The 21,054-nt window shown below is 70.9% G+C and carries 18 protein-coding genes; 15 read left to right on the top strand and 3 right to left on the bottom strand.

Annotation, left to right across the window (positions count from 1 at the left end; genetic code table 11):
- Nucleotides 1–48 precede the first annotated feature (48 nt).
- The 9 genes from ftsW (at nt 49) to ACFWWU_RS13670 (ending at nt 8,562) form a co-directional block, all read left to right on the top strand.
- Nucleotides 49–1,389 carry a putative lipid II flippase FtsW gene (ftsW, locus tag ACFWWU_RS13710; RefSeq protein ID WP_384143696.1) on the top strand — a complete coding sequence of 447 codons (1,341 nt, stop codon included), beginning with the start codon at nt 49–51 and terminating at the stop codon, nt 1,387–1,389.
- A gap of 6 nt (nt 1,390–1,395) precedes the next feature.
- A complete protein-coding gene (gene murG / locus ACFWWU_RS13705) occupies nt 1,396–2,490 on the top strand; it encodes an undecaprenyldiphospho-muramoylpentapeptide beta-N-acetylglucosaminyltransferase (protein ID WP_384143693.1) in 1,095 nt (364 codons plus the stop codon).
- Nucleotides 2,491–2,510: 20 nt separating this feature from the next.
- A complete protein-coding gene (locus ACFWWU_RS13700; protein WP_384143690.1) occupies nt 2,511–3,314 on the top strand; it encodes a cell division protein FtsQ/DivIB in 804 nt (267 codons plus the stop codon).
- Nucleotides 3,315–3,596: 282 nt separating this feature from the next.
- Nucleotides 3,597–4,811 carry a cell division protein FtsZ gene (gene ftsZ, locus ACFWWU_RS13695; protein ID WP_384143686.1) on the top strand — a complete coding sequence of 405 codons (1,215 nt, stop codon included), beginning with the start codon at nt 3,597–3,599 and terminating at the stop codon, nt 4,809–4,811.
- Nucleotides 4,808–5,548 carry a peptidoglycan editing factor PgeF gene (gene pgeF / locus ACFWWU_RS13690; RefSeq protein WP_384143683.1) on the top strand — a complete coding sequence of 247 codons (741 nt, stop codon included), beginning with the start codon at nt 4,808–4,810 and terminating at the stop codon, nt 5,546–5,548. Before ftsZ ends, pgeF begins: the two co-directional genes overlap by 4 nt.
- Nucleotides 5,545–6,264: a YggS family pyridoxal phosphate-dependent enzyme gene (locus tag ACFWWU_RS13685; protein WP_384143680.1), complete on the top strand. Its 720-nt coding sequence runs from the start codon at nt 5,545–5,547 to the stop codon at nt 6,262–6,264. Before pgeF ends, ACFWWU_RS13685 begins: the two co-directional genes overlap by 4 nt.
- A gap of 122 nt (nt 6,265–6,386) precedes the next feature.
- Complete coding sequence (locus ACFWWU_RS13680; protein ID WP_317594302.1) at nt 6,387–7,007, top strand: cell division protein SepF; 621 nt, start codon at nt 6,387–6,389, stop codon at nt 7,005–7,007.
- 81 nt (nt 7,008–7,088) lie between these two features.
- Nucleotides 7,089–7,379 carry a YggT family protein gene (locus tag ACFWWU_RS13675; RefSeq protein ID WP_017238790.1) on the top strand — a complete coding sequence of 97 codons (291 nt, stop codon included), beginning with the start codon at nt 7,089–7,091 and terminating at the stop codon, nt 7,377–7,379.
- A gap of 67 nt (nt 7,380–7,446) precedes the next feature.
- Complete coding sequence (locus ACFWWU_RS13670; RefSeq protein WP_384143676.1) at nt 7,447–8,562, top strand: DivIVA domain-containing protein; 1,116 nt, start codon at nt 7,447–7,449, stop codon at nt 8,560–8,562.
- A gap of 435 nt (nt 8,563–8,997) precedes the next feature.
- On the opposite strand, the gene ileS is transcribed toward ACFWWU_RS13670, so the two are convergent.
- Nucleotides 8,998–12,135 (bottom strand): isoleucine--tRNA ligase, encoded by a 3,138-nt coding sequence (gene ileS / locus ACFWWU_RS13665; RefSeq protein WP_384143673.1) that lies wholly within the window; start codon nt 12,133–12,135, stop codon nt 8,998–9,000.
- A gap of 557 nt (nt 12,136–12,692) precedes the next feature.
- Between ileS and ACFWWU_RS13660 the strand changes: the two genes are divergently transcribed.
- The 6 genes from ACFWWU_RS13660 (at nt 12,693) to ACFWWU_RS13635 (ending at nt 18,015) form a co-directional block, all read left to right on the top strand.
- Nucleotides 12,693–13,487 carry a TraR/DksA family transcriptional regulator gene (locus tag ACFWWU_RS13660; protein ID WP_384143670.1) on the top strand — a complete coding sequence of 265 codons (795 nt, stop codon included), beginning with the start codon at nt 12,693–12,695 and terminating at the stop codon, nt 13,485–13,487.
- Between the two features lie 67 nt (nt 13,488–13,554).
- Complete coding sequence (gene lspA, locus ACFWWU_RS13655; RefSeq protein ID WP_384143667.1) at nt 13,555–14,142, top strand: signal peptidase II; 588 nt, start codon at nt 13,555–13,557, stop codon at nt 14,140–14,142.
- 40 nt (nt 14,143–14,182) lie between these two features.
- Nucleotides 14,183–15,124 carry an RluA family pseudouridine synthase gene (locus tag ACFWWU_RS13650; RefSeq protein WP_384143664.1) on the top strand — a complete coding sequence of 314 codons (942 nt, stop codon included), beginning with the start codon at nt 14,183–14,185 and terminating at the stop codon, nt 15,122–15,124.
- Nucleotides 15,121–15,585: a GNAT family N-acetyltransferase gene (locus ACFWWU_RS13645; RefSeq protein WP_384143661.1), complete on the top strand. Its 465-nt coding sequence runs from the start codon at nt 15,121–15,123 to the stop codon at nt 15,583–15,585. Before ACFWWU_RS13650 ends, ACFWWU_RS13645 begins: the two co-directional genes overlap by 4 nt.
- Nucleotides 15,586–15,702: 117 nt before the next feature.
- Entirely contained in the window at nt 15,703–17,289 is a 1,587-nt protein-coding gene (locus ACFWWU_RS13640) for a Na+/H+ antiporter (RefSeq protein ID WP_384143658.1), read from the top strand.
- A 156-nt stretch (nt 17,290–17,445) separates the two neighbouring features.
- Complete coding sequence (locus ACFWWU_RS13635) at nt 17,446–18,015, top strand: dienelactone hydrolase family protein (protein WP_384143655.1); 570 nt, start codon at nt 17,446–17,448, stop codon at nt 18,013–18,015.
- Between the two features lie 75 nt (nt 18,016–18,090).
- Here the strand turns inward: ACFWWU_RS13635 and ACFWWU_RS13630 are convergent, their stop codons facing one another.
- A complete protein-coding gene (locus tag ACFWWU_RS13630; protein WP_384143652.1) occupies nt 18,091–19,074 on the bottom strand; it encodes a zinc metalloprotease in 984 nt (327 codons plus the stop codon).
- 325 nt (nt 19,075–19,399) lie between these two features.
- Nucleotides 19,400–21,049 carry an alkaline phosphatase D family protein gene (locus ACFWWU_RS13625; RefSeq protein ID WP_384143649.1) on the bottom strand — a complete coding sequence of 550 codons (1,650 nt, stop codon included), beginning with the start codon at nt 21,047–21,049 and terminating at the stop codon, nt 19,400–19,402.
- Nucleotides 21,050–21,054: the final 5 nt, after the last annotated feature.

Genomic DNA, 21,054 nt, shown 5'->3' with positions numbered 1-21,054 from the left:
AGTGGGAGGGTCCGGCCGGACCGGGCACGACCGGAGGGGGCAGCGACCATGCCGAGCAAGATCGCCGGGACACGCCGGCCTTCCGCCGTACGCGGCGGAGGGCGGGCCCCAGCGACCCCGCGGCGGACCCGCGGCGGGGGCGTACGGCGGCTCCACGAGCGGGCGCTGAAGGCCTGGGACCGGCCCCTCACCGCGTACTACGTGATCATCGGCGCGGCGCTGCTCATCACCATGCTCGGCCTGGTGATGGTCTTCTCCGCCTCGATGATCACGGCCCTCCGCTACGACCTGGTGCCTTCCTACTTCTTCCGGAAGCAGTTCTTCGCCGCGCTCCTCGGCACCGGACTGCTCCTGGCCGCCTCCCGGATGCCGGTGAAGCTGCACCGGGCGCTCGCCTACCCGATCCTGGTCGGCGCGGTCTTCCTGATGGTGCTCGTGCAGATCCCCGGGATAGGGCACTCGGTCAACGGCAACCAGAACTGGATCTCGCTCGGCGGCCCCTTCCAGCTCCAGCCCAGCGAGTTCGGCAAGCTGGCGCTGATCCTGTGGGGGGCCGACCTGCTCGCCCGCAAGCAGGACATGCGGCTGCTGTCCCAGTGGAAGCACATCCTCGTCCCGCTGGTCCCCGTGGCCTTCATGCTGCTCGGACTGATCATGCTCGGCGGCGACATGGGCACCTCGATCATCCTCGCCGCGATCCTCTTCGGTCTGCTGTGGACGGCCGGCGCGCCCACCCGGCTCTTCGTCGGAGTGCTCTCCGTCGCCGGCGCGATCGGTGTGCTGCTGATCAAGACGAGTGACAACCGGATGAAGCGCTTCGACTGCATCGGCGCGACCGATCCCGGCGGCGAGGGAGCTCCCTGTCTCCAGGCCGCGCACGGAATCTATGCTCTGGCCTCGGGCGGATGGTTCGGTTCCGGGCTCGGTGCCAGTGTGGAGAAATGGGGCCAACTACCCGAAGCTCACACCGACTTCATCTTCGCGGTCACCGGTGAGGAACTGGGTCTCGCGGGGACGCTGTCGGTAGTCGCCCTGTTCGCGGCTCTAGGCTATGCGGGTATCCGCGTGGCCGGACGCACGGAGGACCCCTTCGTGAGGTACGCCGCGGGAGGCGTGACCACCTGGATCACGGCGCAGGCCGTGATCAACATCGGTGCGGTGCTCGGCTTGCTGCCGATCGCCGGAGTCCCGCTCCCGCTGTTCTCGTACGGGGGGTCGGCCCTGCTGCCGACCATGTTCGCCGTCGGGCTCCTCATCGCCTTCGCGCGACAGGAACCCGCCGCGAAAGCGGCCCTGGCCATGCGCCGCCCCGGTTGGGGTAAGCGGGCCGGGGTGAGATGGAAGTCGATGCGACGGCGCGTCAAGAAGCGCCCGTCCGGAGAGCGGTGAATTTCGGTGCATGTCGTACTCGCCGGCGGGGGGACCGCCGGCCACATCGAGCCCGCGCTGGCCCTCGCGGATGCCCTGCGCAGGCAGGACCCCAGCGTGGGGATCACAGCGCTGGGCACGGAAAAGGGTCTGGAGACCCGACTCGTGCCCGAGCGGGGCTACGAGTTGGCGCTCATCCCCGCCGTACCGCTGCCCCGTAAGCCCACCCCCGAGCTGATCACGGTCCCCGGGCGGCTCCGCGGCACGATCAAGGCCGCCGAGCAGATCCTGGAGCGCACGAAGGCCGACTGCGTGGTCGGCTTCGGCGGCTACGTGGCGCTGCCCGGCTATCTCGCGGCCAAGCGGCTCGGGGTGCCGATCGTGGTCCACGAGGCCAACGCCCGGCCCGGCCTGGCCAACAAGATCGGCTCGCGGTACGCGGCCGGGGTCGCCGTCGCCACCCCGGACAGCAAGCTCCGCAACGCCCGCTACATCGGCATCCCGCTGCGGCACTCCATCGCGACCCTCGACCGGGCGCGGGTGCGTCCCGAGGCGCGCGCCGCCTTCGGGCTCGACCCGAACCTGCCGACGCTGCTCGTCTCGGGCGGCTCGCAGGGCGCCCGGCGGCTCAACGAGGTCGTCCAGCAGATCGCCCCGGTGCTCCAGCGCTCGGGCATCCAGATCCTGCACGCGGTCGGCCCGAAGAACGAAATGCCGCGCGTCGACAACATGCCCGGTATGCCGCCGTACGTGCCGGTACCGTACGTGGACCGAATGGATCTCGCGTACGCCGCGGCCGACATGATGCTCTGCCGCGCGGGCGCGATGACCGTCGCCGAGCTCTCCGCCGTCGGGCTGCCGGCCGCGTACGTCCCGCTGCCCATCGGCAACGGCGAACAGCGGCTCAACGCCCAGCCGGTGGTCAAGGCCGGCGGCGGGCTCCTCGTCGACGACGCGGAGCTGTCGCCGCAGTGGGTGCAGGGCAACGTCCTGCCCGTACTGGCCGATCCGCACCGGTTGTACGAGATGTCCCGCGCCGCCGCCGAGTTCGGCCGCCGGGACGCCGACGACCTGCTCGTCGGCATGGTGTACGAGGCGATCGCCGCCCGCCGACAGGCGTAGCGGCGGCGAAAGGCGGAAGCGTGGCAGCCGGATCGACGACCGCCGAGAAGAGCGGCGCGAAGCAGCCGAAGGGGTCGTCGGAGCGGCCGTCCCGCACGGGCGCCCGGAATCAGCGATTCCGGGTGCCCGCCCCCCGGGTGCTCCTCGTCGTGCTCGGCGTCGTCGTGCTCACGGCCGGCGTGATCTGGGCGCTCTACGGATCGACCTGGTTTCGTGTGGAACGTGTGAAGACTTCCGGCACCGGGGTTCTGACCCCGCGTGAGGTCGAGGCGGTCGCCGCCGTTCCGACGGGTGCCCCGCTCGTCTCCGTCGACACCGAGGCGATCGAGGCGCGGCTCCGGCAGGAGCTCCCGCGCATCGCGTCGGTCGACGTCGTACGGTCCTGGCCGCACGGAATCGGTCTGAAAGTGACGGAACGGAAGCCCGTACTCCTGCTGGAAAAGGGCACGAAGTTCATCGAAGTGGACGCGACCGGCGTCCGGTTCGCCACCGTCGACACCGCCCCCCGGGGCATTCCCCGGCTCGTCCTCGACACCGCCTCCTCGCCCAGCCTGCGCCGTTTCGACGCGGACCGGCTGTTGGGCGAGGCGGTCCGCGTCCGGGGTGAACTCCCGGAGGAAATCGCCCGGAACGCTCGTGTCGTCCGCATCACCTCGTACGACTCCGTCACTCTGGAACTGACCAGGGGGCGCACCGTCTTCTGGGGGAGCGCCGAGCACGGCCCGGTGAAAGCCAGGGTGCTCACCGCTCTCATGAAGGCGTCGCCCAAAGCGGGGCACTTCGATGTAAGTGCCCCCACGGCACCCGCGTCGTCCGGGAGTTGACGGACATCGCCGCTGGCCAGCACCCTGGTTGGCCAGCGCTCCGGGTGATCACATAGGGTGAAAAGAAAAACGGGAGGTTCGGCGTGTTCGTTGAACGTGCGCCGCTTGTCGACTTAGTGTCCTGTTCGGAAGAGTCCAGCGAACAGAGACACTGGTAACCCTAAACTTCAACGTTAGGGTTCGGGTCGGCGTTCCGGACCGCCCCAATCGGCATCCGTCGTCGCAGCGCGACCAACCACCGCGTAGCAGGCGACACGTAACTCGAGGCGAGAGGCCTTCGACGTGGCAGCACCGCAGAACTACCTCGCAGTCATCAAGGTCATCGGTGTCGGCGGCGGTGGTGTCAATGCCATCAACCGAATGATCGAGGTCGGCCTCAAGGGCGTCGAGTTCATCGCGATCAACACCGACGCGCAAGCGCTGTTGATGAGCGACGCCGACGTCAAGCTCGACGTCGGTCGTGAACTCACCCGCGGCCTGGGCGCCGGGGCGAACCCGGCCGTCGGTCGCAAGGCGGCAGAGGACCACCGTGAGGAGATCGAGGAGGTCCTCAAGGGGGCCGACATGGTCTTCGTCACCGCCGGCGAAGGCGGCGGCACCGGCACCGGCGGCGCACCCGTCGTCGCCAACATCGCGCGCTCGCTGGGCGCCCTGACGATCGGTGTGGTCACCCGACCCTTCACCTTCGAGGGCCGGCGTCGCGCCAACCAGGCGGAGGACGGCATCGCCGAGCTCCGCGAAGAGGTCGACACCCTCATCGTCATCCCGAACGACCGACTGCTCTCGATCTCGGACCGTCAGGTCTCCGTGCTCGACGCGTTCAAGTCGGCCGACCAGGTGCTGCTGAGCGGCGTCCAGGGCATCACGGACCTCATCACCACCCCGGGTCTGATCAACCTCGACTTCGCCGACGTCAAGTCGGTCATGTCCGAGGCCGGATCCGCCCTCATGGGCATCGGCTCCGCCCGTGGCGACGACCGCGCGGTGGCCGCCGCGGAGATGGCGATCTCCTCGCCGCTCCTGGAGGCCTCCATCGACGGCGCCCGTGGCGTGCTGCTCTCCATCTCCGGCGGCAGCGACCTCGGTCTCTTCGAGATCAACGAGGCCGCGCAGCTGGTCAGCGAGGCCGCCCACCCCGAGGCCAACATCATCTTCGGCGCCGTCATCGACGACGCCCTCGGCGACGAGGTCCGGGTCACGGTCATCGCGGCCGGCTTCGACGGCGGCCAGCCGCCGGCCCGCCGGGACAACATCATCGGCTCGGTCGCGGCCAAGCGCGAGGAGCCGGCTCCGGCGCCCCGCGTCAGCGAGCCCTCCCGCCCCATGGGCGGCCTGGGCACGGTGGCCCCCCGCGAAGAGCCGGTCTCCGTCCCGGTCGAGCCGGCCCCGGCCGTCAACGAGACCCCGCTGACGCCGGCCCCGCCGGTCGTCCCGCCGGCCCGTCCGTACGCGGACTCCCAGGCCGAAGAGCTGGACGTCCCGGACTTCCTGAAGTGATAGGGAAGTACTTCGACGCGAACGGCGCGCACTTCGCCTTCACCGACAGGTGGGGCGGGGTGAGCGCCGTTCCGTACGAGGAGCTCAACCTCGGCGGCGCGGTCGGGGACGACCCCGGGGCCGTCCGGACCAACAGGGCGCTGGCCGCCGGCGCCCTCGGGCTCGACCCGGCACGGGTCGTCTGGATGAACCAGGTGCACGGCGCGGATGTCGCCGAGGTCGCGGGCCCGTGGACCGAGGAGGCCGTCCCGGCGGTCGACGGCCTGGTGACCGCGGCCCGCGGACTCGCCCTCGCCGTCCTCACCGCCGACTGCGTCCCGGTCCTGCTCGCCGACCCCGTCGCCGGGATCGTGTCCGCCGCCCACGCCGGGCGGCCCGGAATGGTCGCCGGGGTCGTCCCCGCCGCCGTCGAAGCCATGATCGGCCTCGGCGCCGACCCCGCCCGGATCGTCGCCCGCACCGGCCCCGCCGTGTGCGGGCGGTGCTACGAGGTGCCGGAGGCGATGCGCGCCGAGGTCGCGGAGACCGAGCCCGCCGCCTGGGCCGAGACGAGCTGGGGCACCCCGGCCGTCGACGTCACCGCCGGGGTGCTCGCCCAGCTCGAACGGCTCGGCGTCACGGACCGGCAGGCCAGTGCGGTCTGCACCCGGGAATCCGGCGACCACTACTCGTACCGCCGCGACCGCACCACCGGGCGACTCGCGGGATATGTCTGGTTGACCCAGGAAGAGACATGACGGACCGGAAGTCGCAACTCGCCGAGAATCTGGCCCGGGTGGAGGAGCGCATCGCAGCCGCCTGCGCCGCCGCCGGGCGCGCGCGGGAGGAGGTGACCCTCATCGTGGTCACCAAGACCTACCCCGCGAGCGATGTGCGCATGCTGCACGAACTGGGCGTGCGGCACGTCGCCGAGAACCGGGACCAGGACGCCGCCCCCAAGGCCGCCGCGTGCGCCGACCTTGATCTGACCTGGCACTTCGTGGGCCAACTGCAGACCAACAAGGTCCGTTCCGTGGTGGGTTATGCCGATGTGGTGCAGTCTGTCGACCGATTGAAGCTCGTTTCCTCTCTCTCCGCGGCCGCGGAGAAGGAGGGGCGGGAACTCGGCTGCCTGCTCCAGGTCGCGCTCGACGCCGAGTCCGGGGAGCGCGGCGCCCGTGGCGGCGTCTCACCGGAAGCTGTCGAGGAGTTGGCCGCCGCGGTGGACGCCGCTCCCGGACTGCGGCTCGACGGCCTGATGACCGTCGCCCCGCTCTCCGGCCCGTACGCGGGCAGACAACGCGCCGCCTTCGACCGGTTGATGGATTTGTCGACTGCCCTGCGCGCGACCCGTCCGACTGCGAACATGGTGTCAGCAGGGATGAGTGCGGACCTCGAGGAGGCCGTCGCTGCCGGGGCGACACACGTACGCGTCGGTACGGCGGTACTCGGTGTCCGCCCGAAGCTCGGGTAACGTCGCGAAGCAAGTCGGACCACAGCAGAAAATATGGTCATTCCGCAGAACGGCGGGGTGGCTCGTGGATCGCCGGCACTTGGTGACGAGGCCGATCCACCACAGAGCGGAGGACTCAGAGAATGGCCGGCGCGATGCGCAAGATGGCGGTCTACCTCGGCCTCGTGGAGGACGATGGGTACGACGGCCGGGGTTTCGACCCCGACGACGACTTCGAACCCGAGCTGGAGCCGGAGCCCGAGCGCGAACGGCGCCACACCCCTCCGCGACAGATGGAGCGCGAGGAACCGGTGCGCGTGGTGCAGCCCCCGGCGCCCCGGGAACCGATCGCTCATTCTGTCCCGGTACTCGCCGAAAGCGGACGTCCGGCCCGAATTGCCCCCGTGGCATCCATCACACCCGAACGCCCGAGCCTGGAGAAGAACGCACCGGTGATCATGCCCAAGGTCGTGTCCGAGCGGGAGCCCTACCGCATCACCACGTTGCACCCCCGGACCTACAACGAGGCCCGTACCATCGGGGAACACTTCCGTGAGGGCACCCCGGTGATCATGAATCTCACGGAGATGGACGACACGGATGCGAAGCGACTTGTCGACTTTGCCGCCGGACTCGTCTTCGGGCTCCATGGCAGCATTGAGCGCGTGACGCAGAAGGTGTTCCTGTTGTCGCCTGCTAACGTCGATGTCACGGCGGAGGACAAGGCCCGGATCGCAGAGGGCGGATTCTTCAACCAGAGCTGAGAACAACGGAACCGGACGGACCGGTCGCGACGCGGCCGGAACAAGTGAGAGCACGTAAGCCAGGGGAGAGGGAAACGCGGGATGGGCGTCGCACTACAGGTGGTCTACATCGTGCTGATGTGCTTCCTCGTCCTCCTGATCGTCCGGCTGGTCATGGACTACGTCTTCCAGTTCGCGCGTTCATGGCAACCCGGTAAGGCGATGGTGGTCGTTCTGGAGGCCACTTACACTGTCACCGATCCACCGCTCAAGCTTCTGCGGCGACTCATCCCGCCGCTGCGTCTCGGGGGCGTGGCACTCGACCTGTCCTTCTTCGTTCTGATGATCATCGTTTACATCCTGATCTCCATCGTGAGCAGCTTCGCGAGGTGACAGTGGAGAGAACTGTGGACGATACGGTCTTGCCGACTGCCGACGACTACGTAGAGGTGAAGAAGAGATGCCGCTGACCCCCGAGGACGTGCGGAACAAGCAGTTCACGACCGTCCGCCTTCGAGAAGGCTATGACGAGGACGAGGTCGATGCCTTCCTCGACGAGGTCGAGGCCGAGCTGACCCGCCTGCTCCGCGAGAACGAGGACCTGCGCGCCAAGCTGGCCGCCGCGACCCGTGCCGCCGCGCAGAACCAGCAGCAGCAGCAGCAGGGTATGCGCAAGCCCCCGGAGCCGCAGGATCGTCCCGTCGGTCCCGGCGCGCCCGTGCCCGCGGCCATATCCGGACCGCCGGTCCAGCAGCAGCAGCCGCAGATGGGCCCGCCGCAGCTGCCTTCCGGTGCCCCGCAGCTTCCCGCCGGCCCCATGCAGGGCGGCCCCATGCAGGGTGGGCCCATGGGTCCCGGCCCGATGCAGGGTGGCCCCATGCAGGGCGGACCGATGGGTCCCGGCCCGATGCAGGGCGGCCCGATGGGTCACCCGCAGCAGCAGCAGATGCAGCAGCAGCAGCCCGTGCAGGCGCAGGCCCCGGGCGGCGACAGCGCCGCGCGCGTCCTCTCGCTGGCCCAGCAGACCGCCGACCAGGCGATCGCCGAGGCCCGCTCCGAGGCGAACAAGATCGTCGGCGAGGCGCGCTCGCGCGCGGAGGGCCTGGAGCGGGACGCCCGCGCCAAGGCGGACGCTCTTGAGCGGGACGCCCAGGAGAAGCACCGCGTCGCGATGGGCTCCCTGGAGTCCGCCCGCGCCACGCTGGAGCGCAAGGTCGAGGACCTGCGCGGCTTCGAGCGCGAGTACCGCACGCGCCTGAAGTCGTACCTGGAGTCGCAGCTGCGTCAGCTGGAGACCCAGGCCGACGACTCGCTGGCTCCGCCGCGGACCCCGGCGACGGCTTCGCTGCCGCCGGCGCCCTCGATGGCCTCGGCCGGCGCGAGCGCCCCGTCCTACGGCAACGGCGCGATGGGCGGTGCGCCGTCCATGGGTGGCGCCCCCTCCTACGGCGGCCAGCAGCAGATGTCCCCGGCGATGACGCAGCCGATGGCTCCGGTCCGGCCGCAGGCTCCCCAGCCGATGCAGCAGGCGCCGGCGCCGATGCGGGGCTTCCTGATCGACGAGGACGACAACTGACGGCGGGCGGTCGCGCGATGAGCGCGTAGCCGTCGGCAGGCTGCGAGGGCCGGGCCCCGGGTAACACCGGGTCCCGGCCCTTTGCCGTACCCGGGCGGGACCCTGGGCGTGGCGGGTTGGGCGGTGCGGGTGATCGGGGGCGCCCGCGACAGGCCTTCCCCCACCCCGCCCCTCCCCGAAGCCGGGGCTCTGCCCCGGACCCCGAGGGAGGGACCCGGGCTCCGCCCTGGGCCCCGAGAACGAGACCGGGGCGGCTGCCCCGGGCCCCACCGCCTTGGCTCACGAGACACGGCGGTACCGCCCCGCCCCGCACCGGCTCGGCTCCCGGGGGAGGCTGCGCTCCCCGCCCGCCCCCGGCAGGGTTTGGGGAAGGCGCGGGGTGGGAGAACGGAAAGGCCCGGCACCCCGTGGGTGCCGGGCCTTTCCGCGGGTGCGTTACGCCTTGCGGAGGCGGAACGTCAGGGCGAGGGATTCGTCCGTGAACGGGGTGCCGTAGGTGGCGTCCGCCTCGCCTTCGGCGTGGTCCGTCGCGAGGACCTCGTCCGAGATGAGGGCGGCGTGGGCCGTGAGGGCCTCCGTCGTCTCCGGGGAGGTGGACGTCCAGCGCAGGGCGATCCGGTCCGCGACGTCCAGGCCGCTGTTCTTGCGGGCCTCCTGGATCAGGCGGATCGCGTCGCGGGCGAGGCCGGCCTTCCGGAGCTCCGGGGTGATCTCCAGGTCCAGGGCGACCGTCGCGCCCGAGTCCGAGGCGACCGACCAGCCTTCCCGCGGGGTCTCCGTGATGATGACCTCTTCGGGGGTGACGGTGATCTCCTCGCCGTTCACCGTGAGCGTCGCCTCACCGGAGCGGAGCGCCAGCGAGAGGGCCGCCGCGTCGGCCGCGGCCACCGCCTTCGCCACGTCCTGGACGCCCTTGCCGAAACGCTTGCCCAGGGCCCGGAAGTTGGCCTTGGCCGTCGTGTCGACGAGCGAGCCGCCGACCTCCGAGAGGGAGGCCAGGGAGGAGACGTTCAGCTCCTCCGTGATCTGGGCCTGGAGGGCGGGGGAGAGGGCGGCGAAGCCCGTCGCCGCCACCAGCGCGCGCGAGAGCGGCTGACGGGTCTTCACGCCCGACTCCGCGCGCGTCGCCCGGCCCAGCTCCACCAGCCGGCGGACCAGGAGCATCTGCTCGGAGAGGGTCTTGTCGATCAGGTCGGTGTCCGCCGCCGGCCAGGTGGCCAGGTGGACGGATTCCGGGGCGTCCGGGGTGACCGGGACCACCAGGTCCTGCCAGACCCGCTCCGTGATGAACGGCGTCAGCGGCGCCATCAGGCGCGTGACCGTCTCGATCACGTCGTGCAGGGTGCGGAGCGCGGACGCGTCGCCCTGCCAGAAGCGGCGGCGCGAGCGGCGCACGTACCAGTTCGAGAGGTCGTCGACGAAGGACGAGATCAGCTTGCCGGTGCGCTGGGTGTCGTACGACTCCATCGCCTCGGTGACCTCGGCCACGAGTGCGTTCAGCTCGGAGAGGAGCCAGCGGTCGAGGACGGAGCGGTCGGCCGGGGCCGGGTCCGCGGCGCTCGGCGCCCAGCCGGACGTACGGGCGTACAGCGCCTGGAAGGCGACCGTGTTCCAGTACGTCAGGAGGGTCTTGCGGACGACCTCCTGGATCGTGCCGTGGCCCACGCGGCGGGCCGCCCACGGCGAGCCGCCGGCCGCCATGAACCAGCGGACCGCGTCGGCGCCGTGCTGGTCCATCAGCGGGATCGGCTGGAGGATGTTGCCCAGGTGCTTGGACATCTTCCGGCCGTCCTCGGCGAGGATGTGGCCCAGGCAGACCACGTTCTCGTAGGACGACTTGTCGAAGACCAGGGTGCCGACGGCCATGAGCGTGTAGAACCAGCCGCGCGTCTGGTCGATCGCCTCGGAGATGAACTGCGCCGGGTAGCGGGACTCGAACAGTTCCTTGTTCTCGTACGGGTAGCCGTACTGCGCGAACGGCATCGAGCCCGAGTCGTACCAGGCGTCGATGACCTCCGGCACACGGGTCGCCGTCTTCGAGCAGCTCGGGCAGGGGAAGGTGACCGCGTCGATGTACGGGCGGTGCGGGTCGAGCTCCGACTGGTCGGTGCCCGTCAGCTCGCCGAGCTCGGCGCGGGAGCCGACACAGGTGAGGTGGTCGTCCTCGCAGCGCCAGATCGGCAGCGGGGTGCCCCAGTAGCGGTTCCGGGAGAGCGCCCAGTCGACGTTGTTGGTGAGCCAGTCGCCGAAGCGGCCGTGCTTGACCGAGTCCGGGAACCAGTTCGTCTTCTCGTTCTCTTCGAGCATGCGGTCCTTGACCGCGGTCGTACGGATGTACCAGGACGGCTGCGCGTAGTAGAGCAGGGCCGTGTGGCAGCGCCAGCAGTGCGGGTAGCTGTGCTCGTACGGGATGTGGCGGAAGAGCAGACCGCGCGCGTCCAGGTCGGCGGTGAGCGCCTCGTCGGCCTTCTTGAAGAAGACGCCGCCGACCAGCGGCACGTTCTCCTCGAAGGTGCCGTCGGGACGGACCGGGTTCACGACCGGCAGGCCGTACGCCTTGCAGACCTTGAGGTCGTCCTCACCGAAGGCGGGGGACTGGTGGACCAGACCCGTACCGTCCTCGGTCGTCACGTACTCGGCGTTGACGACGTAGTGCGCCGGCTCGGGGAACTCGACGAGCTCGAACGGGCGCTGGTAGGTCCAGCGCTCCATCTCCGTGCCTGTGAAGGACTCGCCCGTGGTGACCCAGCCCTCGCCGAGCGCCTTCTCGAGCAGCGGCTGCGCGACGACGACCCGCTCGTCGCCGTCGGTCGCGACCACGTAGGTGACCTCGGGGTGCGCGGCGACCGCCGTGTTCGACACCAGGGTCCAGGGGGTCGTCGTCCAGACGAGGAGCGCCGCCTTGCCGGCCAGCGGGCCGGAGGTCAGCGGGAAGCGGACGTAGACGGACGGGTCGACGACCGTCTCGTAGCCCTGCGCCAGCTCGTGGTCGGAGAGGCCGGTGCCGCAGCGCGGGCACCAGGGGGCGACCCGGTGGTCCTGGACCAGCAGGTCCTTGTCGAAGATCTGCTTCAGCGACCACCAGACCGACTCGATGTACGAGGGGTCCATGGTCCGGTACGCGTCGTCCAGGTCGACCCAGTAGCCCATGCGGGTCGTCAGCTCGGCGAAGGCATCGGTGTGGCGGGTCACCGACTCGCGGCACTTGGCGTTGAACTCGGCGATGCCGTACGCCTCGATGTCCTTCTTGCCGGCGAAGCCGAGCTCCTTCTCGACGGCGAGCTCGACCGGCAGGCCGTGGCAGTCCCAGCCGGCCTTGCGGGCCACGTGGTAGCCGCGCATGGTCCGGAAGCGGGGGAAGACGTCCTTGAAGACGCGGGCCTCGATGTGGTGCGCGCCGGGCATGCCGTTCGCGGTCGGCGGGCCCTCGTAGAACACCCACTCGGGGCGTCCCTCGGACTGCTCAAGGGTCTTCGCGAAGACCTTGCTGTCGCGCCAGAAGTCGAGCACGTCGTGCTCCAGCGCGGGCAGGTCGACCTGGGCGGGCACCTGGCGGTACTGCGGCGGTGTCATCGAGATTCCTCCGGCGGACTGTCGTCGTTCCGTCGGAGGGACGAGAGCGCTGCTCCCGCGGTACCACCCTCCTTGGCTCCGGGCGGGCACGTGCCCTGAGCCCCCTCATTGGGGTCGCGACGCCGGGTCTAGTCACCGCGCTCTCGTGCGGCTTTCTTCCGACGGCTCCGGGGTGATGCTTCACATCGGGCTCGCCCCCGGGCTCTCACCGTCCCCGGGTCGCTCATGGCTGCGTACGACGCTACTCGTCCCCATCCAAGCCTTTCGCTGTGGCCAGTGTACGGGCCGCGGCGGGGGGAGGCCGACCCGATTTCCCGAGCCCCGGACGGCCACCCGAATGGCCATACGAAGAGGGGCGGAGTTCGGTTACGGCCATGTGGGGGAGTCGCGGGGCGGATAACCCGGCGGGGAGCTGGGCACAACGGAGGCAGGCCCGCCCCGCGGGGAGCGGGGGCGGGTGGGAACGGCGGCGTGCCCCCGTTGCCGCGGGCCTTGGGCCGATTTATCGTCCCAGCACGATTCGCGAGCAAGATCACAAAATGTGAAGGGGCCGCGACATGGTGGCGAAGAAGACCGCCGCGAAGAAGTCCTCGACCGCCGTTTCCACCGGTGCGGCGGCCCTGGACGGCAAGGACGTGGCCGGGAAGAAGTCGACGGCCGCGGGCAAGGCGGCCGCCGGCAAGCCGGCCGCCAAGAAGGCGGTCGGCAAGAAGGCCACGGCGAAGAAGGCGGACGCGGCGGCCCCTGCCCACAAGACGGCGGCCCCGGCCGCGGAGGCCGCCGAGGAGACCCCCGCCGCGCACGCCCCGGCCAAGAAGGCCGCGGCGAGGAAGACGGCCGCCAGGAAGGCGACCGCCGCGAAGAAGCAGACAGGAGCCAGGACGGTGGCAGCGAAGAAGACCGCGGGTGGCGTGACGACCGTGGAAGACGAGGCCGCGGTTCCCCCGGCCCGTACCGGCGAGCTCGCGGTGCGCCCCGGCGAGGACCCCTGGACGCCGGAGGAGGTCGACGAGGCCCGCAGCTCGCTCCAGGCGGAGGTCCTGCGGTTGCGCAGCGAGCTCGTCCACTCGAAGGAGGAGCTCACCGGCCTGATGCGGGACTCGGGCGACGGCGCGGGCGACGACCAGGCCGACACCGGCACCAAGAACATCACCCGCGAACACGAGCTCGCGCTCGCCGCCAACGCCCGGGAGATGCTGGAGCAGAGCGAGCACGCCCTGGAGCGGCTCGACGCGGGCACGTACGGCCTCTGCGAGGTGTGCGGGAAGCCGATCGGCAAGGCGCGGATGCAGGCCTTCCCCCGGGCCACGCTCTGCGTCGAGGACAAGCAGCGGCAGGAGCGGCGCGGCTGACGGTCTCGTACGCCTGTGCCGTACCCTCGGGGCACGGTCAGGCATCGAGGTCGAGGGACTCACTCACGTGGCAGAGGCGGAGCGCATCATCGGTACGCCGGATTCAGCAGGGGCCGACGAGTCGGCCGCCTCCGACGACGGCACGGCCGCTCCCGGGGAGCGGCCGAAGGGCAGGCGCAGGATCGTCGCGCTGCTCGTGGTGGCCGTCGTGGCCTACCTGCTCGACCTGGGCAGCAAGATGCTGGTGGTCGCCAAGCTGGAGGGCCGCGAGGCGATCCCGCTGATCGGCGATCTGCTCCGCCTCGACGCCATCCGGAACCCGGGCGCCGCCTTCGGCATGGGCGAGGCCTTCACGATCGTCTTCACCTGCATCGCGGCCGTCGTGATCATCGTGATCGTCCGGCTGGCGCGGAAGCTCTACAGCCTGCCCTGGGCCATCGCCCTCGGTCTGCTGCTCGGCGGCGCGCTCGGCAACCTCACGGACCGGATCTTCCGCTCGCCCGGCGTCTTCGAGGGCGCGGTCGTGGACTTCATCGCCCCCGCGCACTTCGCCGTCTTCAACCTCGCCGACTCGGCGATCGTCTGCGGCGGCATCCTCATCGTGTTCCTGTCATTCCGGGGCATCGACCCCGACGGCACCGTCCACAAGGACTGAGCCGGGGCGGAGCACCTTCCGCGCAAGGCATACTCGACGGGTGAGTACGAGTCCCGAGATCCGCACGCTGCCCGTTCCCGATGGCCTGGAGGGCGAGCGCGTCGACGCCGCCATCGCCCGTATGTTCGGGTTCTCCCGTACGAAGGCGGCCGAGCTGGCCGCCGCAGGGAAGGTCCAGGTCGACGGCTCCGTCGTCGGCAAGTCCGAGCGGGTGAGCGGCGGCGCGTGGCTCGAGGTCGAGATGCCGGGCGCGCCCGCGCCCGTCCAGATCGTCGCCGAGCCCGTCGAGGGCATGGAGATCGTCCATGACGACGACGACATCGTCGTGATCATGAAGCCGGTCGGCGTCGCCGCGCACCCCAGCCCCGGCTGGACCGGCACCACGGTCATCGGCGGCCTCGCCGCCGCCGGGTACCGCATCTCCACCTCCGGCGCCGCCGAGCGCCAGGGCATCGTGCACCGCCTCGACGTCGGCACCTCCGGTCTGATGGTGGTCGCCAAGTCCGAGTACGCGTACACCTCGCTCAAGCGCCAGTTCAAGGAGCGCGTGGTCGACAAGCGCTACCACGCGCTCGTCCAGGGCCACCCCGACCCGATGAGCGGCACCATCGACGCGCCGATCGGCCGGCACCCGAACCACGACTACAAGTGGGCGATCACCGCCGAGGGCAAGCCCTCCGTCACCCACTACGACCTCATCGAGGCGTACCGGTCGGCCTCGCTGCTCGACATCAAGCTGGAGACGGGCCGCACCCACCAGATCCGGGTGCACATGTCCGCCCACCGCCACCCCTGCGTCGGCGACCTCACCTACGGCGCCGACCCGACGCTCGCCAAGCGCCTCGGCCTCACGCGGCAGTGGCTGCACGCCGTCCGCCTCGGCTTCGAGCACCCGGGCGACGGCTCGTGGGTCGAGTTCGCCAGCACCTACCCCGAGGACCTCCAGAAGGCCCTCGACCGGATCGCCTCGGAAAGCCAGTGACCGACGCGTACACCGTCCGCGAGGCGGTCGGTGACGACCGGGAGGCCTGCTTCACGGTCCGCCGCGAGGTGTTCGTCGAGGAGCAGGGCGTTCCGCAGGAGCTGGAGTACGACACGTACGACGAGACCGCTGTCCACGTCCTCGCCGTGCGCGAGGACGGGCTGCCGCTGGGCACCGGACGGCTCCTGCACGGGGCGGACGCCCTCGGCAAGACCGGCGGCGACGCCTCGGTGGGCTCGCTCGGCCGGCTCGCGGTCGCCAAGGCGGCCCGCGGGCTCGGGGTCGGCGCGGCGCTCGTGCGGGGCATCGAGGACGCGGCGCGCGAGCGCGGCCTCGCCGCCGTCGACCTGCACGCCCAGACGCACGCGCTGGGCTTCTACGAGCGGCTCGGCTACGAGGCGTACGGGCCGGAGTTCCCGGACGCGGGCATCCCGCACCGGGCGATGCGCAGGGTTCTCTAGGCGGGGGTCCGGCGGGGATCAGCGGGGGCCCGGCGGGGGATCGGCTGGGCATATTTCCTGACTGCCGCCTGAGGGGGCCATCGCGGGCAAAGCGGACGTTCATGGCAGGGTGGGCCCGTGGATCAATTGGCCCTGTTGTTCTTGCTGCTCCTCGGCGCCCTGCTCACCGTCCCCCTCGGTGAGCGGCTCGGACTGCCCGCGCCCGTCCTGATGACCCTCTTCGGGATCGTGCTGGCCGTCCTGCCGTTCGTACCGAACGTCGAGGTCCCGCCGGAGCTGATCCTCCCGCTGGTGCTGCCGCCCCTGCTGTACGCCTCCGTGCAGCGGACGTCCTGGCGGCAGTTCTGGGCCAACAAGCGGCCCATCTTCCTGCTCGCCGTCGCCCTCGTCTTCGTGACCACGGCCGCCGTCGGAGCCGTCGCCGACACGCTCGTGCCCGGCCTTCCGCTGGCCGCCGCCCTCGCGCTCGGCGCGCTCGTCGCCCCGCCCGACCCGGTCGCGGCCACCGCCGTCGCCGGCTCGCTCGGCCTGCCCCGCCGACTGGTCTCGATCCTGGAGGGCGAGGGGCTCTTCAACGACGTCACCGCCATCGTGCTCTACCACGTGGCCATCGGCGCCGTCGTCAGCGGCTCCTTCTCCTGGCCCGAGGCGGTCGGCGAGCTCGTGCTCTCGGCCGTGGTCGCCGTCGTCGTGGGCATGGGTCTCGGGTGGCTCACGAACAAGCTGATCGGCTTCCTCGGGGACGTCACCCTCCAGACCGGGCTGACCCTCCTCGTGCCCTTCGTGAGCTACGTCCTCGCCGAGGAGCTGCACGGCTCCGGCGTCCTCGCCGTCCTGGTCACCGCGCTCTTCCTCGCCGAGCACGCCGTCGACGCCGACGACGTCATGGGCCGGCTCGCCGGACAGACCTTCTGGCAGATCGTCGACACCCTCGTCACCGGCGTCGCCTTCGGCCTCATCGGCCTGGAGCTCATCCATGTCTTCGGAGTAGCCGAAGGGCGCGGCTGGGAGATGCTCGGCTGGGGCGCCGCCGTGGTCGGGGTGGTCGTCGGGGTCCGGCTGCTGTGGCTGCTGCCCGCGACCTGGCTGGCGAAGCGCATGCACACCGGCCGGGACGTCGACGAGGAGATCCCGACGAGCTGGCGGGAGACCATCGTCATGTGGTGGTCGGGGATGCGCGGCGTGGCCTCGGTGGCCCTCGCCCTCGCCATCCCCCTCGAAACCGACGACGGCTCGCCCTTCCCCGGCCGCGACGAGATCATCTTCATCGCCTTCTGTGTGATCATCGCCACCCTCGTCTTCCAGGGGCTCACCCTGCCGTGGCTGGTCAAGCGGCTGGGGGTGCGGGCCGACACGGACGCCGAGCGCGTCCTGGAGCGCGACCTCGCGGTCCGCGCGGCGAAGGCCGCCAAGCGCAGGCTCAAGGAGATCGAGGAGGTCGAGGAGCTGCCCGAGGACGTCCAGGAACGACTGCTGCGCGGCGCGTACGACATCGGCGCCCGGATCAGCCCGGACATGGTCGACGAGGAGCGGAGGGCCGCCTTCGCCGCGCGGACGGAACGGCTCAAGGCGGTGCAGCGGATCCAGCGGGAGCTGATGTCCGCCGCCCGGCACGAGGTCCTCGCGGCGCGCAGCGAGCCGGGGGCCGACCCGGAGGTGGTGGACCGGGTGCTGCGGCAGCTGGACGTGCGCAGCATGCGCTGACGGTGGCGGGTGGCGGGTGGCGGTGGCCGTGGGGCGCGGGCGTGGGGCGTGGGCGTGGCCATGGCCGTGGTCGTGGCCCTGACGGCGGCGCCGAGCCGGTCCGGGCCGCGTCGGGGCTTTCGGTGACTGTCGGTGGCGGGTGGCAGGATGGCCCGCATGGACATCATGCTTTTCCACTCGGTCCACGGACTGCGCCCGGCCGTCGAGGACGCGGCCGAGCGGCTGCGGGCCGCCGGGCACCGGGTGTGGGTGCCGGACCTCTTCGACGGCTGGACCACCGAGTCGGTGGAGGAGGGCATGGCGAAGCGGGACGCGATCGGCAAGGACGAGCTGCTGAAGCGCGCGATCCTGGCCGCCGCCCCGTACTCCGAGCGCGGTCTGGTCTACGCGGGCTTCTCCTTCGGCGCCTCGGTCGCGCAGACCCTGGCCCTCGGCGACGAGAAGGCGCGCGGGCTGCTGCTGCTCCACGGCACCTCGGACCTGGCACCCAACGTGTCGGTGGACGAGCTCCCCGTACAGCTGCACGTGGCGGAGCCCGACCCCTTCGAGACGGACGACTGGCTGTCCGCCTGGTACCTCCAGATGCGCAAGGCCGGGGCGGACGTGGAGATCTACCGCTACCGGGGCGCGGGGCACGTCTACACGGACCCGGAGCTGCCCGACTGGGACGCGGAGGCGGCCGAGCGGACCTGGTCGGTGGCGATGTCCTTCCTGGACAGCCTGTAGGGGTTATCGGTACGGACGCCCGAGGGCGCGGCGGGAGTCTGCTCCCGCCGCGCCCTCGGTCCGTTACGGGGTGGTTCAGCCCGCGCGGTACGAGGTCCAGAACTGGTTCATCCGGGTCACCTGGCCGGAAGTGAACTGGTACATGCAGGCGTCGTACGTGTAGTCCATGAAGTTGTGGATCGGGTCCACACCGGCCTTGGAGGCGCAGGAGTCACGGCCGGTCGGGCACTCGTACGCCGGGCTCTTCTCGGCCGGGGTGTCGGCGACGGAGTCACCGGCGCCGTTGCAGCCGCCCTGGAACGTGTGGTAGAGGCCCATCCAGTGGCCGACCTCGTGGGTCGCGGTGTCGCCCTCGTTGTAGTTGGCCGCGGAGCCGCCCGGCAGCGAGGAGTCCAGGACGACGACACCGTCCATGGACGGGTTCGAGGCGTACGAGGACGGGAAGGTCGCCCAGCCGAGGAGGCCGCCGCTCAGGTTGGCGGTGTAGAAGTTCAGCGCGCCGGCGCCGCCCTTGCGGAGGGTCTGCTTCATCGTCTTCTCGGCGGTGGAGCCGGAGGCGAGGTTGTACCAGGACGCGTTGTCCGTGTAGTCGGTACTGGCCAGCGTGAACTGGAAGTTGGTGTTCACGTTGCCGGTGCCCTGGCCGGCGTAGGCCGCGTTCAGGACGTTCAGCTGGTTGTTGATGGCGGTGGCGGAGAGCTTGCCCGTCGTGCCGCTGTGGATGACGTGGAAGTAGACGGGGATGTTGACCACCGCGGCGGCCTCCGCGGAGGCGCTGAGGCGCCCCTCGGCGGCGGCAGCGGCCAGCTTCTTCTTCAGGTCGTCGTCCATGGCCTTCGCCTTGGCGGCCGTGACCTCGTTGGGCTCGGCGGCGTGGCTGTCGGCGCCGCGCGCCTTGCGGGCGCTGGAGACGCCGGCGTCGTCGTGGCCGTCGACGCATTCCTCGGCGGAGGCACCGGCCAGGGTGGCGGTGGCCGCGCCGGTGGCGACGGGGGCGGACAGCGGGGCAATGGCCAGGGTTCCGGCCATGACGGCCGTACCGAGAATGCGACGTGACATACGCGGGGATATACGGGCAAGAGCACGCACGGTGACTCCTCGTGGGGGGCCGTGGGGAGGAACTTCCTCGCCACGGCCCGGAGATTACGCGTCCATGTCAGCCACTGTTGAGGAGTGATCAAGCCCAATCATTCATGGGGCAATTCGGTCCATCGGGAAGAAATTCTTGCGCCGATTCCGGAGTTTGAGACGTCGACGTAACGAGTGGGGTGACGGAGGCGGGTGGTGTGTCCGGATTCGATCTCCAAAACTGGCCACCCGCCGTAGCGATGTGATCTCCCGTTAACAGAAGAGATCATGGCTGAAAATCGCCGTTAAGACCTCGTCAGCGAACCGGCTGGTACACCCGCTCGACATGTTGGGTTCCGTTCTTCGTCCGGTACGAGCGCGCCCAGGCGGTCGTCGCGGCCGGGTCCGTCTTGTCGGAGACCGTGTAGTAGTCCATCTGCGAGCGCTCGGAGGTCACGTCGAGCACGCCGTAGCCGTGGTGGTCCATGTCCACCCACTTCACATGGCGGTTGGCGGCCTTCACGGCGCCGGCGGCCACGACCGAGAGCGTCCCCGGGGCCACGTTCAGCATGTCGTCCAGGTTGTCCGAGGTCACCGAGGTGACGACGAACTCGGTGGCGGCCGAGGCCGACAGCGGGTACGTCGCCGCCTTCACCGGTACGTCGTTGGCCCAGGCCATGTGGATGTCGCCGGTCAGGAAGACCGTGTTCCGGATCGCCCGGGAGGTCAGGTGCGCGATCAGTTCCCGGCGGTCGTCGGTGAACCCGTCCCACTGGTCGACGTTGACCGCGAGCCCCTCCTTCGGCAGGCCCATCAGCTCGGCGAGCGGCTCCAGGAGGTGGGCGGGCAGGGCGCCGAAGGCGATCGGCGACATCATCACCGAGGTGCCTACGAGTTGCCAGGTCGCGTCCGAGCCGGCGAGACCGGCCTTCAGCCAGTCCAGTTGGGCGCGGCCGGTGATCGTCCGCTCCGGGTCGTCGACCGTGCCGCTGCCGGTCTTCGCCGGGGCGGAGCGGAAGGTGCGCAGGTCGAGCAGGTGTAGATCGGCCAGCCTGCCGAAGCGCAGCCGCCGGAAGACCGTGCCCTCCGTGGAGGCGCGGACGGGCATCCACTCGAAGTACGCCTGCTTGGCGGCGGCCACCCGGGCCGCCCACTCTCCCTCGGCGCCCGGGGTGTGGTTCTCGGCCCCGCCCGTCCAGGCGTCGTTGGCCAACTCGTGGTCGTCCCAGATGGCGATCACCGGGTGGGCGGCGTGCAGCGCCTGGAGGTCGGGGTCCGTCTTGTAGTGCCCGTGCCGGGTGCGGTAGTCGGCGAGCGAGACGATCTCGTGGCGCGGCTCGTGCGTGCGGACGGTGTCCTTCGCCTCCGGGTAGGCGCCGCTCGCGTACTCGTAGACGTAGTCGCCGAGATGGAGGACGGCGTCCAGGTCGGCGCGGCCGGCGAGGTGGCGGTACGCGGAGAAGTGGCCGGACTCCCAGTTCGCGCAGGAGACCACGCCGAAGCGGACCCCGGGGGCGGCGGCGTCGACGGCCGGCGCGGTCCGGGTGCGGGCGGCCGGCGACACGGCGTCGCCCGCGGTGAAGCGGAACCAGTAGGCGGTCGCCGGGCGCAGGCCCCGCACGTCGGCCTTCACGGTGTGGTCGGCGGACGCGCTCGCCGTGGTCGAACCGGCGGCGGCGATCCGGGTGAAGCCGCGGTCCTCGGCGAGCTCCCAGTCGACCGTGACGTCCGGGCCGAGCCCGGATCCGGGCACGGCCTCGGCGGAAGGGGTGACGCGCGTCCAGAGGAGGACGCCGTCGGGCAGCGGGTCGCCGGAGGCGACACCGTGGAGGAAAGCGGGGGCCCCGGAGCCCGCGAGGGCGGGGGAGGCGGCGCCCAGGAGGGCGGGCGCGGCGACAGCGGTGACGGCGGCGGCCTTGACGACCGTGCGACGGCTGGGGGCAGGAGATATGAACTGACTGGTCACGGCCA

Source organism: Streptomyces sp. NPDC058650, assembly GCF_042717315.1.
Lineage (GTDB): Bacteria > Actinomycetota > Actinomycetes > Streptomycetales > Streptomycetaceae > Streptomyces.
Note: the sequence above shows the minus strand (reverse complement) of the source record. Positions and strands in the feature narration are given on the sequence as shown.

Bases quoted from the DNA above. Each gene is read 5' to 3' on its own strand.
- ftsW (WP_384143696.1), top strand. From the start codon at position 49: ATGCCGAGCAAGATCGCCGGGACACGCCGGCCTTCCGCCGTACGCGGC.
- ACFWWU_RS13685 (WP_384143680.1), top strand. From the start codon at position 5,545: ATGACGGACCGGAAGTCGCAACTCGCCGAGAATCTGGCCCGGGTGGAG.
- ACFWWU_RS13680 (WP_317594302.1), top strand. From the start codon at position 6,387: ATGGCCGGCGCGATGCGCAAGATGGCGGTCTACCTCGGCCTCGTGGAG.
- ACFWWU_RS13675 (WP_017238790.1), top strand. From the start codon at position 7,089: ATGGGCGTCGCACTACAGGTGGTCTACATCGTGCTGATGTGCTTCCTC.
- ACFWWU_RS13670 (WP_384143676.1), top strand. From the start codon at position 7,447: ATGCCGCTGACCCCCGAGGACGTGCGGAACAAGCAGTTCACGACCGTC.
- ileS (WP_384143673.1), bottom strand. From the start codon at position 12,135: ATGACACCGCCGCAGTACCGCCAGGTGCCCGCCCAGGTCGACCTGCCC.
- ACFWWU_RS13660 (WP_384143670.1), top strand. From the start codon at position 12,693: ATGGTGGCGAAGAAGACCGCCGCGAAGAAGTCCTCGACCGCCGTTTCC.
- ACFWWU_RS13635 (WP_384143655.1), top strand. From the start codon at position 17,446: ATGGACATCATGCTTTTCCACTCGGTCCACGGACTGCGCCCGGCCGTC.
- ACFWWU_RS13630 (WP_384143652.1), bottom strand. From the start codon at position 19,074: ATGTCACGTCGCATTCTCGGTACGGCCGTCATGGCCGGAACCCTGGCC.